The organism is Archangium sp. (genome assembly GCF_045802675.1).
Classification (GTDB): Bacteria; Myxococcota; Myxococcia; order Myxococcales; family Myxococcaceae; genus Archangium.
Genome location: NZ_JBJMQO010000088.1, coordinates 1 through 15,350 on the forward strand (window position 1 = coordinate 1; position 15,350 = coordinate 15,350).

Consider the following 15,350-nt stretch of genomic DNA (forward strand, 5'->3'; position numbering starts at 1 on the left):
CCCCCGGAAGCTTGCCCAATTTTCCATACAGCGTGATGGAGGTGAATGGCGTCACGGAGACGCGGTCCTTGGGGCGGCCCGAAGGGAAGATGGCACTGGCGTTGTCACCCATGGGGATGTCCAACTCCTCCATGGCCTTGAGGGCCCGGGCGGGGCACTCCTGGGGCGGCGGGGCGGGGCGCACGGAGGGCGGCACCTGCTGCTGGCTGGCACCGGTACAGGCTTGCAGGGCGAGGCCGACGAGGCCCGCGCACGCATCGCGCACGGCGGCACCCGGGCCCTTCTGCTTGGGGCGTGCTGGAGGCGGGGGAGGCTGCGGCTTCTTCACGGAGGAGGTGTCCTTGGGGGGCGTCAGCGGGGAGGCGACGGCCGCGGGGGTTGTCTGCGCCTGGGGCGCAGCCGCGGCCCGTCCAGCTTCCGGCGGCTTCCCTCGGGGCGCCACTTCGCCGCCGTCCCCTCCGGCCCGGGTGGGGACCTGTGGAGTGGATGGCACGGGTGGGGTAGGCATTGCCGGGGCCGGGGCGGGCGGCGGTGGCCGGAAGCGGTGGACGAGCTGCTCCACACTCAGGCTCGCCAGCACCAGCACTCCCAGCACCGCCGTGGCCTTGAGCAGCGCGGCCAGCACGTCGGCCCGGCGCACGAGGAGGGCGGGCCACACCAGCCGCGTGGGGGTGGGCGTGGCCAGCATGGGCGTGGGCTCCAGCGGGGCGGGGGCTTGTGCAGCAGCGGGCCGCTTGCCCCGCCGGGGTTGCTGCTTCACCCAGCGCTCCAGCCAGTCCGGTTGCCGCTGGCCCTCCGTCCCGGGCTGCTGCGCGCCGTCGTCCTCGTCCTCCCAGCCGGGAAACAGCGGCACGTCCCACGCCACGTCCCCCTGCGCCGCCTCCAGCAACGCTTCCAGCGCCGCGCACAACTCCCCGGCGCTCGCCAGCCGCGCCCCGGGCTGCTTCTCCAGCAGCCGCATGCACACGGCACTCAGCTCCCGGGGCACCCGCTCGTTCATCTCGTGCGGCGGCAGGGGCTGGTGCGAGAGGATTTGCGCGAGCATCAGCGGCTGCGCGTCGTCAATGGGGTAGGTGTCCGTCAGCAGCTCGTAGAGCAGGACGCCCACCGCATACAGTTCGTCGGCCGGGGTGTAGTCGTACGTCTCGTTGGGCTGGCGGCTCTCGCGCAGGAAGAAGGCCACGGACTCGGGACTGCGGTAGTGGAGGTCCGCCGGGGCCAGGGCCTCGCGGGTGGCGCGTGGAGCACCGGGCATTGTTCCGGCCCCGAAGTCCACCAGCACCGGCTGCCCGTCGGCGTCGCGCACCAGCACGTTGTCATCCTTCAAGTCGCGGTGCAGCACGCTCCGCTCGTGCACGGGCTCGAGCGCGCGGGCCAGCTTCAGCACCAGGTGGGCCACGTCGCGAGCGCTCGGGTTCTCCTCCTCGGCCCACGTGTGCAGCGTGCGGCCCTTCACGTACTCCATGACGAGCACCAGGTACTCGGGCGCCTCCTCTGGCCACTTCACATGGCTCACCAGCCGCACCACGTTGGGAAACTGGTGGCGCTGCAGGAGGAAGAGTTCCCGCCAGCCCCACTCCGGCACGCGCTGGAGGTGAATGAACTTGAGTGCGTACGGGCGCCCGTCCCGCCACGCCAGGTACACCTTGCCAAAGCCCCCGGCGCCCAGCTTGCGCGCCACCCGGTAGCCGCCCACCACAATTCCTGGCGGCACCACTTCCTCTATGGGCTTGGACTTCACGCGGCCGCTCCGCTCTGCACGTGAGCCGGGAGGGATGGGCGTCGATTCATGGGCATGACCTCCGGAGTGGGGAGGCTAGCAGAACCTGCCGACACCTTTTCGGCGGTGGAGATGCCCCGGGTTCTGGCTGGGAGGGCGCCATCCGAAGCGGCGGATGGGACGCAGGGCGCTTCTCGGCGCATAGCGGCGCTTATGGCGCATGTAAGGCACCACTTCTCGACATCGAGAAGTGCATTTTACATGCATGTTTTGTGCATCCCAAGGCGCCCACATGCGCGTACATCACTTCTCGACGTCGAGAAGTGGTCCGCGTTTGAGGCTAGGCGCCGGTCTCTTCCCGGGCCACGAGCACGGGCCAGCCGCGGGCCATGGCCTCGCGGAAGAAGGTGGCCAGCTCGTGCCGGGCGCCGTTCACCGCGCCCAGGAAGGGATCGATGAGCGACTCCTCGCCGAGGCTGCGCTGGGGGTTGAGCTCCACGGGGCTGCCGCAGCGCTCGCAGCGGATGGACACCGTGCGCGCCAGGGCCAGGGGCACCGCGTAGCGCGCCCCGCACTCGCCGCACTTCCAGACGAGCGCCCGCTCGCCGGCCTCGCGCCGGGCCAACGACTCCAGCTCGTCCGCCAGCCGCAGCAGCGCGGGCAGGTCCTGGGGCGGCTGGGCGAAGATGGCCGAGGGGCCGAAGCCCGCGCCGGGGCTGCCCAGGGTGGGCGGCTTGTCGCCCTGGAGCAGGGCCCGGACGCGGTCCTTGGCCTTGACGTCCCGGAACTCGGCGCCCGCGAACGCGCGCTCCACCGCTTCATGCAGCGGTGGCAGCTCCGGTTCGAGCCGCTCGTCCGGAGGAAGGGACTGAGGATGGGCCACCAGACGGTGGCCAGGGATGGCGACGAATCGGAAAGCCACGAGGCTCCAAATCGCACCGGCTCGCGTCCGGTGCAAGGCACGAATACGGTGGGCGGGAGGAAATGCCTCTCCCCCGACAGACGGCGCACCGCGTCAGCGGCTCACTGTGACCATTCGAGCATCCGCTGCAGCGGCGCCAGCGCGGCCGACTGCAGGTCCGCCGGCAGGGTCAGCTCCGGCGTCCGGTCCTTCATGCATCGGTAGAGCTTCTCCATCGTGTTCAGCCGCATGTACGGGCATTCGTTGCATGCGCAACCATTGTCCGGGGGCGCGGGGATGAAGTGCTTGTCCGGCGCGCCGCGCTTCATCTGGTGGATGATGCCGGCCTCCGTCACCACGATGAACTCGCGCTTGGGGCTCTTGAGGACGTAGTCCAGCAGCCCCTTCGTCGAGCCGATGTAGTCGGCGTGCCGCAGCACCGCCTCCTCGCACTCGGGGTGCGCCACCACCTCGGCCTCGGGATGCTGCACCTTGAGCTGCACCAGGCGCTTCTCGCTGAAGATTTCGTGGACGATGCAGCTGCCCGGCCACAGCACCATGTCCCGGCCGGTCTGCTTCATCACGTAGCGGCCCAGGTGCTGGTCCGGGGCGAAGAGCACCTGCTTGTCCCGGGGAATCTGGTTGACGATCTTCACCGCGTTGGAGGACGTGCAGATGACGTCGCTCATGGCCTTCACCGCGGCGGAGCTGTTCACGTAGCTCACCACGAAGGCGTCCGGGTGCTTCTCCTTGAAGGCCCGGAAGGGCCCCGGGGGGCAGCGGTCGGACAGCGAGCAGCCGGCCTTCAGGTCGGGCAGCAGCACCTGGCGGCTCGGATTGAGGATCTTCGCCGTCTCCGCCATGAAGTGGACGCCGCAGAACACGATGACGTCCGCCTTCGTCTTCGCCGCGGCCTGGGCGAGCGCCAGGCTGTCGCCGACGAAGTCCGCCACATCCTGGATCTCGCTCTCCTGGTAGTAGTGCGCGAGGATGACGGCGTTGAGCTTGCGCTTCAGTTCCTGGATTTCCCGTTCGTAGTCCACTTCGGCACCCATCGCGTCTCCTTCCGGTTCATTTAACCGGCCGTGCGGATGGGGGCCAAGGACGAATCCACGCCCCGCCCGGGGTGGCCGCTCTGGTGACGTCCGGCCGGGGAGGCGCTCCCTGGCTCCTCAGGACAGTACCCCCCGGGGAGATCCCGTTCGGACACTTGACGCCAACCATCCCAGGACCCGCTAAGATATTCCCGGGACCGCAGTGGCTGCGGATGAAGCCCGATCACCTGGTGTCCTGGATGCTGGACGTTGGAAAAGGCTTTCTCGTGGCTCGAGCGGCAGGGGGAGGGGCGGCATGGGCCAGTGCGCCGCACCCGGATGAGCAATCGATGTGCGCCGGGTACGGTTGAGTGGCCTGCCTGCTGAGGAGGGGTCCATGAGTGTCCCGATTCGAGACGTCCTGGTGGTACATCCCAACGCGGGCAGGCGGGCCGCGCTGGCCTCGGCGCTCCCCTCGTGCCGCGTGGTGGCGGTGGAGTCCAAGTCGGAGGCGGCCTTCCGGATGGCGGACGCCGCTCCGGCCCTCATCATCGCCCCGCCGGACGATGCCCGGCTCTTCCTGCGCCAGGTGGCCGACTCGGCCCCGGACGCGCTGCGCGTCTTCCTGTGCTCCAAGTCGGACCCGGCCGGCCTCGCCGAGCTCATCCAGAGCGCCGCCGAGGGCCACGTCTTCAGCGTGCTCGACGAGGCGCTGTCGGGGCCGGAGCTGGGCCGCACCCTGTCCCATCTGTTGCAGCACCAGGGATCGGCCAGCATCAGCGTGCCGCCCGCCTCGCACGCGGTGTTCTTCACCCTCAACGAGCAGGCCTACGAGGCCCGGTGCTCGGAGGTTGGCAACTTCGGCGCCACGCTGCTGCTGCCGGGCGAGCTGCCCCTCACCGCCTTCCCGCCGGGCTCGACGCTGGAGGCGGTGCGCATCGAGCGCGAGGGGCAGCTGCTCTTCAAGACGCCGTGGGCGCACGTGCAGCGGGCCCTGCGGGTGCACGACGAGTCGGGGGACCACGTCCGCCTGGGCATCTCCTGGGCCACGGCCCTGCATCCGCCGCCCCCGGTGCCCGGCGTCACCATGGAGGCGCAGTCCGAGGTGGTGGCCACGCTGCGCAAGGCGTTGCGGCGCGAGGCCATCCTCTGGCTGCAGCGGGTGAACGACCCCTCCGTCCAGCTGCGCCTGGAGGCTCCCGTCGTGGACATGGTGGAGGAGGTCGCCGTGCTGCGCGGCCGCTCCTCCGGGATGATGGAGGGCCTGGCGGGCGACGAGCTGGATCTGCTCTTCGAGATGGGCGGGCAGAGCTACTCGGGCGTGTGCAACCTGCTCGTCAACGACGCGGACGGGCAGCTGGTGGTGCACGTGCCGCGCTCGCTCGTCATCCGCAACTGGCGCAGCCTGCCGCGCTTCAGGCCCGGCCCCGAGCACCGCTTCCTCGTCTCCTTCCGGGCCCCGTTCACCGGCCACGACACCACCCGGGCCGTGCTCGACATGAGCGTCGGCGGGCTGTCCTTCCCCTTCGACGCATCCAACGAGATCCTCCCGGCGGGCGCGCGGCTCGACGCCTCGCTGATGCTGCCGGATGGGACCTCCACCAGCTGCCTGCTGGAGGTGCGCTCCGTCCACGCGATGCCCGCGGAGGGCCGCAACCAGGGAGGTCTGCGCCCCTTCCGGGCGGGGGTCCGCTTCTCGGGGCTCGCCCAGCACGCCCGCGACATCATCCTGCGCGCCTTCATGTCCTCGCGCTGCCAGGCCATCTCCGAGGGCAGCGGCGTGTCCTTCCACGACATCTGGCACCTCATGGAGGAGGCCCGCTACCGCTTCCACCCGGACTACCCCTTCGGCGACGAGTCGGTCCTCGGCACGCTCGAGGACACCCACCGCAAGGTGTACTCCACGGGTGACCTGGGGCGCTGTCTCGTCTACACCAGTGACAAGGGGCTGCAGGGGCAGATCGCCGCCGTGCGCATCCACTCGCGCACCTGGCTGGTGCAGCACCTGGCCGTGCGTCCCGGCGTGCGCCGCAACGAGCACATCTCCTACGAGCTGAGCAACCTCGCCGTGGAGCTGGGCGAGGTGCAGCAGGACATCGAGTTCATCCGCTACTCCTGGCGCAAGGACAACCGGTGGCCCAGCCGCCGCATCGGCTGGCTCGCCCGAGCCCTGGAGACGCCCGGGCTGAGCTTCCTGCGCCACTTCTGCTACATGCGCCTGCCCATCACCCCCGAGCTGCCCCCACCCGCCGAGGGGCTGCCGCGCGTGCGCGATGGGGTGCGCACCGACTTCGTGTGGATCGAGCTGCACCTGCGCGACCGCGGGGAGCTCGTCCGGGTGCTGAGCGAGGACCTGCTCACGGACGAGGTGGACCTGCGCGCGCTGAGCGAGCGCTACAAGGCGAAGGGGCTGCACCGCCGCCGCCGCGTCTTCGTGGTGGATGGGGAGTACGCGCCCCTGGCCGTGGCCCTCTGCGAGGAGGGCACCCCGGGGCTCAACCTCCTGGAGAAGACGAACGCCTTCTGGCTGGTGGTGCCCAACCGCAACCACCCCCAGGCGCGCGCGGCCATGCAGGCGCTCATCCAGCGCTGCGTGGAGCACGCCCGCGAGCGGGGCCGTCCCTCCGCCATCGCCTTCGTGGAGGAGGAGGACATCGAGGTGCTCGAGTCGGCGGGGTTCCAGAACCTCGGCCGCTTCTCCGAGTGGATCTTCCACCGCTCCATGGTCCGCCGGGTGTGCGAGCTGTGGCGCTCCGTGTTCGAGCGGCTGGGGGGCGCCCCGGCGCCCGATTGGGCCAGTGAGGAGGGCCTGGAGTGAGATACGTCATGGAGTCCACCGACGAGGCGCGCCGGTTGCTCGTCCAGGAGCGCACGGGCAACGCGCGCGAGGCGCTGCTGCTCACCGGGCTCCAGCAGGGCGACCGGGTGCTCGACGCCGGGTGTGGTCCGGGCGGCATCACGGAGATGATCGCCGAGCTGGTGGGGCCCACGGGCCACGTCACGGGACTCGACCTCAGCGAGGAGCGGCTGGCGCAGGCGCGGCAGGTCAACCAGCGCCACGCCCACGTGCGCTTCCAGCCGGCGGATGTGCGCCGCACGGGCCTGCCGGACGCGGCGTTCGACTACACCTGGTGCCAGTTCGTCCTCCAGTACGTGCCGGATCGCTGGGACGCGCTCGCGGAGCTCGCCCGGGTGACGCGCCGGGGCGGCAAGATCGTCGTCTCCGAGTTCGATGGCTTCGGCCTGGGCAACTGGCCCTGTCCCGAGCCCCTGCGCGAGTGGTGCCTGCGCTTCACCGACGCCCTTCAGCGCACCGTGGGCCTGGACGTCCACGTGGGCCGCAAGGTCTTCCATGCCATGCGGCAGATGGGGCTCGCCCAGGTGCGCGTCCACCTCTTGCCGCAGTACGTCATCGCGGGCACCGCCGATGCGTCCACCTACCTTGACTGGGAAACCCGGTTTTCCGCGCTCGAGCCCGCCGTCGCCCCCCTGCTCGGCGGCTTGGAGGACTACCGGGGCATGTGCCAGAAGTACTTGGAGTTACTGGCGGATCCGGACGCTTTGAAGTACTCCGTCCTGTTGGTGACGGAAGGGATCCGACCTTGAACCCACTGGCCGCGGACAACGAGACGGCGCACCCGGACAATGCTCCGGAAGTGAGCGTGCGGACCACGTCCACGCTGCTGCTCTATTTCGAGCGGCGCTATGGCGCGTCCCGCCTCGCGGACGTCTTCCGCCGGCACACCTTCAGTCTGTCGCTGGACTACCTGCGCACGGCCACCAACTTCATCTCGCTGCGCTTCCTGGAGAAGCTCGCCGACGTGCTGGTGGCCGAGTCGGGCGACCCGCAGTTCATGCGCAAGGCGGGCCTGTCCATGGCCGGCCCCGAGGCGCTCGGCTTCGCCTACTACATGGTGCGGGCCTTCGGCTCGCTGGAGATCTGCTTCCGCAAGACGGTGGAGCTCAGCTACAGCTACAACCGGGTGGGCCAGTTCGAGATCGAGCAGCTCGAGCGCGAGCGGCTGGTGCTCGCCTACCGCAGCACCGTGCCGGAGAACGGCCGCCACATCTGCGAGCTGCGCATGGGCCAGTTCGCCTCGTTCCCCACCATCTGGGGCCTGCCGCCCGCGGAGGTGAGCGAGAGCCAGTGCCAGGTGCAGGGGGCCGACTGCTGCCGCTACCACCTGCGCTGGATGGATCCGCTGCCGGTGTGGGGCCGCTACATCGGCCTGCTGAGCGGCGCGCTGGGCGGGGTGGGGGCCAGCATGCTGGGGCTGGGCCATCCCGCCTTCTCCGTCACGTCCATGTCGCTCTTCGGCGTGTCGCTGGGCAGCTGGATCGACCTGCGCCGGGAGATGCGGCGCAAGGACGAGGCCCTCAACGAGCAGGCCGAGGGCATGATGGGCTCGCTCAACGAGCTCCAGCAGCGCTACGACGAGATGTTCCGCATCAACGTCGCCCTGGAGGATCGGGTGGCCGCGCGCACGCGCGAGCTGACCGAGGCCAACGTGCGGCTGGAGGCGGCGCTCGCCAAGCAGAAGGAGCTGGACCGGCTCAAGAGCGAGTTCTTCGACAACGTGAGCCACGAGCTGCGCACGCCGCTCACGCTCATCCTCCTCACGCTCGACTCGCTGCTGCAGCGCGGCCCCGAGGAGTTCCAGGCCCCCGTGCGCGCGCACCTGGAGACGATGAACCGCAGCGCCTCGCGCCTGTTGCGGCTCATCAACAACCTGTTGGATCTCACCAAGCTGGAGGCGGGCAAGACGAAGCTGCGCCACGAGCCGCTGGACATCCAGGGCTGCCTGTCCTCGCTGCTGGTGCCCTTCGAGGTGCTCGCGGACAAGAAGGGCGTGGCGCTGGAGCTGGAGGGCTCGGTGACGACGCCCGTCCACGTGGACGTGGGCCGGATCGAAAGCGTCTTCCAGAACCTCATCTCCAACGCCCTCAAGTTCACCAACCAGGGCAGCGTGACGGTGCGCCTGCGCGAGGACGACACCTGGGTGCACGTGGAGGTGATCGACACCGGCGTGGGCATCGCCGCGCAGGACCTGGGCGTCATCTTCGATCGCTTCGCGCAGGCGGACTCGAGCGGCACGCGGCGCTTTGGCGGCACGGGCATCGGCCTGGCGCTGGTGAAGGAGACGCTGGCGCTGCACACCGGCGGCATCGAGGTGTCCAGCGAGCTGGGCAAGGGCTCCAACTTCCACGTGCGGCTGCGCAAGGGCACCGCGCACGTGCGCGACGAGCACCTGGTACAGGGCAACAAGGAGGAGCCCACCCTTCCGCGGCCTCCCCGGCCCCGCTCGGCGGACGTGGCGGCCATGCTGGAGGCCCCCGAGCCGCCCATGCCCATTCCCGCGGTGGAGGCGCTCGCCGCCCCTCCGGACGCCGAGGCCAGCCCGGACGCCCCGCGCGTGCTCATCGTCGAGGACGAGCCGGAGATCCGTGGCTTCCTGCGCCAGGTGCTCAAGCCCTACTACCGGCTGCTGGAGGCCACCAACGGCGAGGAGGGCCTGAAGACGGCGCAGACGGAGCGGCCGGATCTCATCGTCTCGGACGTGATGATGCCGGTGATGTCGGGCATCCAGATGCTCGCGGCGCTGCGCGGCTCGCCGGAGACGGTGGACATCCCCATCATCATGCTCACCGCCCGCCAGGAGGTGGAGGCCAAGGTCGAGGGCCTGAACATGGGCGCCAACGACTACATGGCCAAGCCCTTCTCGCCCCGGGAGATGCTGGCGCGCATCGAAGCGCAGCTGCGCCTGCGCGACGCGGCGGTTCGCGCGGCGGAGAACGAGCGGCTGGCGGCCACGGGCCTGCTCACCTCGGGCTTCGCCCACGAGGTGCGCAACCCCCTCAACGGCCTGATGAACGCCCTGCTGCCGCTGCGCGAGAGCCTCACCAGCGGCACCCCCGACACGGCCATGGCCGTGGCCATGTTGGACCTCATCGAGGAGTGCGGGCAGCGCATCCGCGGCCTCGCCGAGGGCCTGCTGTCCTTCGTGCGCACCGGCAGCAAGTCGGTGGCGGTGGACCTGGGTGCCTCGCTGGACGCCAGCGTGCAGGCGCTCTCGTGGCGGCTGCCGCCGGGCATGAAGGTGGAGCGCGAGTACCAGTGCCCCGATCCGGTGTGGGGTGACCCCGGCTCGCTCAACCAGGTGTGGGTGAACCTGCTGGACAACGCGGTGCGCGCCGTGGGGCCGGACGGGGTCATCAAGGTGGTCACCGCCCGCGAGGGCACCGACGTGGTGGTGTCCGTCATCGACAACGGCGTGGGCATCAAGCCCGAGCACATGGAGCGGCTCTTCCAGCCCTTCTTCTCCACCCGGGACGCGGGCGAGGGGACGGGCCTCGGCCTGTCGCTCTGCCAGCGCATCATCCTGCGCCAGGGGGGCCGCATCCGCATCTTCAGTGACTACGGCAAGGGCACGCGCGTGGAGGTGCGGCTGCCGCTCGAGGTGGATCCGGATCGCATCCTCCCGCCGCTGCTCTCCGAGGGGCGCCCCCGCCAGCCGCACTGGCGCACGTAGGGTTGCCTGCTACAACCGTTGCTACAGGTAGGGCGGGGCTTCTGGTACAACCAGGAGCCTTTTTTCTTTTCCCCCCCACCTGCCAGGAAACCTTCGCATGGCACAGAGCACGGCCGCCGCGGCCCCTACCCGGGGCCACCCCAAGGGCCTCTACCTGTTGTTCACCACCGAGATGTGGGAGCGCTTGAGCTACTACGGCATGCGCGCCCTGCTCGTGCTGTACATGACGGACAAGACGCGAGGCGGTCTGGGCTGGAACCAGGAGAAGGCCCTGGAGCTCTACGGCCTCTACACGGGCGCGGTGTACCTCACCCCGGTGGTGGGCGGGTGGATCGCGGACCGCTTCCTCGGGCAGCGCCGCTCCATCCTCCTCGGCGGCTTCCTGATGATGCTGGGCCAGTTCATGCTGGCCGTGCCGGGCGGGGCGCTCTCGCTCTTCTACGGCGGTCTGCTGCTGCTGGTGGTGGGCAACGGCTTCTTCAAGCCCAACATCTCCACCATGGTGGGCGGGCTGTACGCGCCGGGTGACGCGCGGCGCGACGGTGCCTTCACCATCTTCTACATGGGCATCAACCTGGGCGCGCTGATCGCCCCGGTGGTGAGCGGCACCCTGGGCGAGAAGGTCGGCTGGACGTGGGGCTACGCCTCGGCGGGTATCGGCATGGGACTGGGCCTCATCAGCTTCCTGCTCTTCGCCAAGAGGCTGCTGGGCAACGTGGGCCTGGCGCCGCAGAAGGTGGAGAACAAGGCGGCGGTGGCGGCTCCCCAGGCGGCACTCACCCGCCAGGAAGTGGATCGCATCATCGTCATCCTGGTGCTCGCCCTCTTCGTCGTCTTCTTCTGGGCCGCCTTCGAGCAGGCCGGCGGTTTGATGAACCTCTACACGGACGCCAAGGTGGACCGCTCGGTGTTCGGCTGGGAGGTGCCCACCACCTGGTTCCAGGCCGTCAACCCGGTCTTCATCCTGCTGCTGGGCCCCATCTTCGCCGAGCTGTGGACGGGGCTGGGCCGGAGCGGCAAGGACCCCTCCATCCCGAAGAAGATGGCGTTCGGCCTGATGCTGGTCGCCTTCGGCTTCGTGTTCATGCTCGGCGCCTCCAAGCAGAGCGACGCGATGGGCAAGGCCGGGCTCATGTGGGTGGTGGCGGCCTACTTCTTCCACACCGCGGGCGAGCTGTGCCTGTCCCCGGTGGGCCTCTCCATGGTGACGAAGCTGGCGCCCGCGCGCTACGCCTCGGCCCTCATGGGCGTGTGGTTCCTCTCCAACGCCGTCGCCAACTACCTGGCCGGCAAGATTGGCACCTACGCCGAGCGGCTCGGTGAGTTCCAGCTCTTCCTCTCCATTACCATCGCCTCCGCCGCGGCGGGCGTGGTGCTGCTGGCCCTGGCGCCCATGCTCAAGCGCATGATGCACGGCGCGGACGAGGCGCGGCCCGCCGCTCCCGCTCCCACGGCCAACGGCTCGGAGCAGCCCAAGACGCAGGTGGCCTGAGCCGGGTTTCCTCCCGGAAGGACAAAGGGCCCCGGGCGGAGACGCTCGGGGCCCTCTGTTTTGCGGGAGGCGGGGGGCTACAGGACGAGCGCGAGGCCGGCGTAGGGGCCCGCGAAGAGATCGCGGTGGACCTCGCCGTCCACACGGCCCTGGTCACTGAGATAGACGGCGCGATAGCCCCCGCGCAGCCGCACCATGCCGAGCTCCACCGCCAGTCCCGCGTCCCCGCTCAGCTGGGTGAAGGGAAGGGGCGTCCAGTTGGCGCTCGCCTCCAGCTTGAGCGGGCCCACCAGACGCAGCAGCGTGCTCGCGCCCACGCCCGGCCCCACGAAGATGGCGTCCGGCGCGAAGGCGACGTCCATCCCACCGGACAGGCGCACGCGCAGGGTGTCGTTCGCCACCAGCAGCACGCTCGGCTTGAGCGCCAGCAGCGAGAGGGAGTCCCGGCCCGGCGAGCCATCGTCCGTGGCCAGGTCGAACATGTTCAGCTTCACGCCGAAGCCCAGCCTCTCGCCGTCGGCCTGCAGCCCCAGTCCCACCGCGTAGCCCTGCGAGACGATGCCCGCGTCCGCCGTGAGATCCACGCCGATGGGCTGCTCGTGGGTGTCCTCCACCTCGGCGCGCGGGCGCGGCATCAGCCGGTTGCGCCACATCAAGTCGTAGTACCGGCCGTAGTACGCGCCCGGCCCCAGGAACGGCCAGGCCCACGCCGGGTCGTAGTAGTACCGGACCCAGGGATCGCCGTAGTAGCCGTAGTACCCGTACGGCGAGCCGTAATAGGGGTTGCGATGCGGCCGGCCCACGCCCGGCGAGCCAGACCCCGGCGAGCCATGCCCTGGCGAAGAGGGCGGCGACGAAGGGCGAGAGCTCTTGCCGAAGCGGGCCTCGGCGCTACCAGAGCCGAGCCCGACCAGCGACACGGCGAGAAACAGTCCCACTCGTTTCCACATGGTCCTACTCCCTTGCACCCGGCGGCCAGCAGCCTCTCCGGTGGCGTTGCGCGGAGAGAAACACGCGCCCGGACAACATACTCCCGAGCGGGCCGGCGCGCTTGTAGGAGCCAGCCCCCCTCGCTGTCACATCGGCCCCGCCGTAGACTCTCTTGAGAGAGGGCATATCCATGATGACCGGGCTGAAGACGGGTCTGGTGTTGGGGGGCGGTGCCGCGCGAGGCGCTTACGAGGCCGGTGTGCTCTCGTACCTTCGCGAGGAGCTGGAGCCGGAGCTCGGCCGGGAGTTGCGGCTGGACATCCTGGCGGGCACGTCGGTGGGCGCCATCCATGCCTGCTACCTCGCCGCGACGAGCGACGAGCCCGCCCTCCAGGCCCGGGGCATGCGGGCGCACTGGACGGGCATGAAGGTCGAGGAGGTGCTCCGGTGCGGCGTGGGGGACCTCTTCCGCGTGCTGCGCGAGGCGCTCGGCAAACCGGCTGAGCACCCGAGGGACATCCAATACGGTGGGCTGGTGGACCCCCGCGGACTGCGGGCCATCGTGAGCCGGGGCATTCCCTGGCTGGGCATCGGCCGCAACGTGCGCAAGGGCCATGTGGAGGCGCTCGCGGTGAGCACCACGCACGTGGGCAGCGGACGGGCCACGGTGTTCGTCCAGCGGCGCGGCGGGGGCATCCCTTCCTGGGGCAATGATCCCTCGTACCAGGCGCAGGCCACGCGCATCGCGCCCAACCACGCCCTGGCCTCGGCGGCCATTCCGGTCGTCTTCCCGGCGGTGCGCGTCGGGGGCGAGCTGCACGTGGACGGAGGCCTGCGGCTCAACGTCCCGCTCAGCCCCGCGCTGCGGCTGGGAGCCCAGCGGGTCATCGTCATCTCCCTACGGCACGAGGCGGTGCGCGCCCGGAAGCCGGACCTCGCCCAGGAGACCACCGAGCAGGAGCGCGAGCAGGCCTTCGCGACCGCGCCCTTCCTCGCGGGAAAGATGCTCAACACGCTGATGATGGACCGCACGGACCAGGACCTGGGCCGGCTGCGGCGGCTCAACTCCATCCTCGAGGCGGGCACGGTGGCGTACGGGCCGGGCTTCGCGCAGACGCTCGGGGCGGTGCTGGAGCCGCACCGGAGCCAACCGCTGCGCTACGTGCGCGAGCTGCTGGTGCGGCCCTCGAAGGACATTGGCGCGCTGGCCGCCGAGTACGTGCGCACGCCCGAGTTCCGCCGCCGCAGCTCGGGCCTGGCGCACAAGGCCATTCTGCGGCTGGTGGACCGGGACGCGGCGCACGAGGCGGACCTGGCGTCGTACCTGCTCTTCGATGGGGGCTTCGCGGAGATCCTCATCGACCTGGGCAGGCACGACGCCCGGGCACTGCGCGACGAGTGGCTGCGCTTCTGGTCGGACACGCCGCAGACGGTGGCGGAGCAGGCGACGCTCGCTCCGCCAGGGACCGCGAGCGCCGCCTGACGCGCCGGGAGGAGCATGCACCCGGGGGGTAGGACGACGCCCCGCCTGCACGGGCCACCTGGTGGATTCTGGAAGAGGGGCTCGGCTCCATGCGAACAGGTGGCTCGGGTCTCCGGCAGGCGGAGAGGCCCGGGAGGAGCACGCATGGACGAGGAGAAGAAGTGGGAGGCGCGGACGCAGGTGGGGCCCTACCAGCTCGAGGAGCAGATGCCCCAAGACCCCGGCAGCCCCGGGGAGCTCTACGTGGCCACTCACGAGGAAAGTGGAGCCACGGCCCTGGTGCTCAAGCCCGCCGCCGACAAGGACGCGGCCCCCATTCCGGACTTCCAGGTGAGTTTCATGGCCTCGGAAGAGAAGGACTACCTCGCCCTGGAGGTGAAGGACTCGCGCCGGGCCCGGGCCCCCGACAGGCACTCGGCGGATGCACTGGTGGAGCTGCTCGGGGATGTGCACGAGGGAGTGGGGCGCATGGCCCGCGCCCTCGACGGCCCCGAGGAGCCTCGTCCGCTGTGGCGCCTGGGCTTCGCCTTGGGGAGCACCGCCGCGGTGTGTGCCCTGGCCTTCGCACTGGGGCGTCTGGCCTCCGGGTCCCCGCCGCCGAGCGGCCCGGAGTTCCTGGCGAGCACTCCGCCCGGGCTCATCCACGACGAGGCGCCCCCGGCGGACGGGAGCTCGGACCCGTTCTTCAACGCCTGGCTCTCGGACACCGTGGACGCGGGGGAACCGGTGATTACCCGTCCACTGCCGCCCGAGCCCTTCAAGGGGCAGAAGCGCCCTCCCTGCACGCGCTACGTGGAGGTGGAGTTGGTCGGTGGCTGCTGGGCAGCCCACGAACTCAAGGCCCCGTGTCCGGACACCCTCTTCGAGCACCAGGGCAAATGCTACCTGCCCTCCTTCAGCGCCAAACCGCCGCCCCAATCGGTCGGGCCATGAGTGGCACGGAGGGCCTTCGCTTGTAGTCGACTACAAGCGGTGTGGGGCGGGGTATGACATCACGGGTAGACGTCTACCAGTGAGGCGGGGTGTCGAAGGCCGAGGGTGCATCTGCTTCATGTGAAAGTGTCCGCGAAGTTTTTGGACATGGTCGCGCACTGGACTTGCGTAACTGCTCGCCGTGCCCCGTGCCCGGCGGGCTCATCCCCGCCTCGTCTAAGCCAGGTGGAGTAGGTCCTGTCAGGGGGGAGGCTCCGGGCGCGTTTTCCCGCAACTGGTCCGATGGTCGTACCAGTCGGGACGAAGCGCGACCGGAAGGGCCTCGTT

The 15,350-nt window shown here is 70.2% G+C and carries 10 protein-coding genes; 6 read left to right on the plus strand and 4 right to left on the minus strand.

The window, feature by feature from the left end; genetic code table 11:
• The 3 genes from ACJ8AN_RS25205 to nadA form a co-directional block, all read right to left on the minus strand.
• Positions 1-1,741 (minus strand): serine/threonine protein kinase (locus ACJ8AN_RS25205; RefSeq protein WP_407758008.1); only part of this gene is annotated, 1,741 nt, incomplete at its 3' end.
• 319 nt (positions 1,742-2,060) lie between these two features.
• A complete protein-coding gene (locus ACJ8AN_RS25210; RefSeq protein WP_407758009.1) occupies positions 2,061-2,642 on the minus strand; it encodes a hypothetical protein in 582 nt (193 codons plus the stop codon).
• A 101-nt stretch (positions 2,643-2,743) separates the two neighbouring features.
• Positions 2,744-3,676 carry a quinolinate synthase NadA gene (gene nadA / locus ACJ8AN_RS25215; protein WP_407758010.1) on the minus strand — a complete coding sequence of 311 codons (933 nt, stop codon included), beginning with the start codon at positions 3,674-3,676 and terminating at the stop codon, positions 2,744-2,746.
• 376 nt (positions 3,677-4,052) lie between these two features.
• On the opposite strand from nadA, the gene ACJ8AN_RS25220 reads away from it, so the two are divergent.
• From ACJ8AN_RS25220 to ACJ8AN_RS25235, 4 genes are all read left to right on the plus strand, one after another.
• Complete coding sequence (locus ACJ8AN_RS25220; protein ID WP_407758011.1) at positions 4,053-6,473, plus strand: PilZ domain-containing protein; 2,421 nt, start codon at positions 4,053-4,055, stop codon at positions 6,471-6,473.
• Positions 6,470-7,261, plus strand: coding sequence for a class I SAM-dependent methyltransferase (locus ACJ8AN_RS25225; RefSeq protein ID WP_407758012.1), 792 nt, complete (start codon positions 6,470-6,472; stop codon positions 7,259-7,261). The genes ACJ8AN_RS25220 and ACJ8AN_RS25225 overlap by 4 nt, the downstream gene beginning before the upstream one ends.
• Entirely contained in the window at positions 7,258-10,185 is a 2,928-nt protein-coding gene (locus ACJ8AN_RS25230) for an ATP-binding protein (protein ID WP_407758013.1), read from the plus strand. The genes ACJ8AN_RS25225 and ACJ8AN_RS25230 overlap by 4 nt, the downstream gene beginning before the upstream one ends.
• A 97-nt stretch (positions 10,186-10,282) precedes the next feature.
• Positions 10,283-11,677 carry a peptide MFS transporter gene (locus ACJ8AN_RS25235; RefSeq protein WP_407758014.1) on the plus strand — a complete coding sequence of 465 codons (1,395 nt, stop codon included), beginning with the start codon at positions 10,283-10,285 and terminating at the stop codon, positions 11,675-11,677.
• A 77-nt stretch (positions 11,678-11,754) separates the two neighbouring features.
• Here the strand turns inward: ACJ8AN_RS25235 and ACJ8AN_RS25240 are convergent, their stop codons facing one another.
• Entirely contained in the window at positions 11,755-12,627 is an 873-nt protein-coding gene (locus ACJ8AN_RS25240; RefSeq protein WP_407758015.1) for a hypothetical protein, read from the minus strand.
• A gap of 170 nt (positions 12,628-12,797) precedes the next feature.
• Here ACJ8AN_RS25240 and ACJ8AN_RS25245 point away from each other — a divergent pair, with 170 nt between their 5' ends.
• Both ACJ8AN_RS25245 and ACJ8AN_RS25250 read left to right on the plus strand, forming a co-directional pair.
• Positions 12,798-14,090 carry a patatin-like phospholipase family protein gene (locus tag ACJ8AN_RS25245; RefSeq protein ID WP_407758016.1) on the plus strand — a complete coding sequence of 431 codons (1,293 nt, stop codon included), beginning with the start codon at positions 12,798-12,800 and terminating at the stop codon, positions 14,088-14,090.
• Positions 14,091-14,234: 144 nt separating this feature from the next.
• Positions 14,235-15,023, plus strand: a complete 789-nt coding sequence (locus ACJ8AN_RS25250) for a hypothetical protein (RefSeq protein ID WP_407758017.1) — start codon at positions 14,235-14,237, stop codon at positions 15,021-15,023.
• Positions 15,024-15,350: the final 327 nt, after the last annotated feature.

Bases quoted from the DNA above. Each gene is read 5' to 3' on its own strand.
- nadA (WP_407758010.1), bottom strand. From the start codon at position 3,676: ATGGGTGCCGAAGTGGACTACGAACGGGAAATCCAGGAACTGAAGCGC.
- ACJ8AN_RS25220 (WP_407758011.1), top strand. From the start codon at position 4,053: ATGAGTGTCCCGATTCGAGACGTCCTGGTGGTACATCCCAACGCGGGC.
- ACJ8AN_RS25235 (WP_407758014.1), top strand. From the start codon at position 10,283: ATGGCACAGAGCACGGCCGCCGCGGCCCCTACCCGGGGCCACCCCAAG.
- ACJ8AN_RS25240 (WP_407758015.1), bottom strand. From the start codon at position 12,627: ATGTGGAAACGAGTGGGACTGTTTCTCGCCGTGTCGCTGGTCGGGCTC.
- ACJ8AN_RS25245 (WP_407758016.1), top strand. From the start codon at position 12,798: ATGATGACCGGGCTGAAGACGGGTCTGGTGTTGGGGGGCGGTGCCGCG.
- ACJ8AN_RS25250 (WP_407758017.1), top strand. From the start codon at position 14,235: ATGGACGAGGAGAAGAAGTGGGAGGCGCGGACGCAGGTGGGGCCCTAC.